Source organism: Ruminococcus sp. OM04-4AA, from assembly GCF_003462585.1.
In the GTDB taxonomy this organism is placed as follows: Bacteria; Bacillota; Clostridia; order Lachnospirales; family Lachnospiraceae; genus Mediterraneibacter; species Mediterraneibacter faecis.
This window is the reverse complement of the sequence record NZ_QTZH01000174.1, coordinates 1-629: the sequence shown is the minus strand read 5'-3', so window position 1 is coordinate 629 and position 629 is coordinate 1. Positions and strand designations below refer to the sequence as shown.

The following is a 629-nucleotide window of genomic DNA, read 5'->3' as shown; positions in this document are numbered from 1 at the left end:
GCTCTTTTAAAAGAATATGTATCAAAAGCAAAAGATTTGGAATTATCGTGTTATGAACAAAAAGATTTGGAATTATCGTGTTATGAACAAAAATTGTTATGTGACAACTTAGAGCAAAAGCTGTCACATATAAATTATCAAAGAAAAAACAAAGAAAATGAAAAAAAAGAATTCAAGAAATTTGGTTGGATTGATTATATAGCAGGTGCTATTGGGTGGGGAATATGTGTAGTACCACCATTAATAGGAATATCTGGATTGGTTGCTGTAGCACTGTATATTATAGCTGGAATATGTGATATAATGCATTTTTCAATCCCGTTTATAGATAGGATAATATATATATATATAATAACAAATCCCGGAATTGGCGCGGTTAAACTACTTTTAAATTGCATTATCATAGGTGCGGGTGGTGGATTTTTACTACTTTTTTTGTGTGGGATAATATCTGGTTCAAAGAAAAATGTAAAAAAAGAAAATCAAAAAATTGAGGAGAACAATACTAATGTTCAAAAAGAGTTAATTGCATATGAATCAAAATCTCAAATTATTTCAAATAATTTAGCTTGTGCAAGAAGAAGTTATCAAACCACTTTAAAACAAAAGAAGATTTTTATTCTCTTAAT

At 28.3% G+C, this 629-nt stretch carries 1 protein-coding gene; it reads left to right on the top strand.

Translation table 11 applies throughout. The annotated features are described in order from the left end of the window. Positions 1 to 629 (top strand): hypothetical protein (locus tag DXB52_RS16305; protein ID WP_181989247.1); only part of this gene is annotated, 629 nt, incomplete at both ends.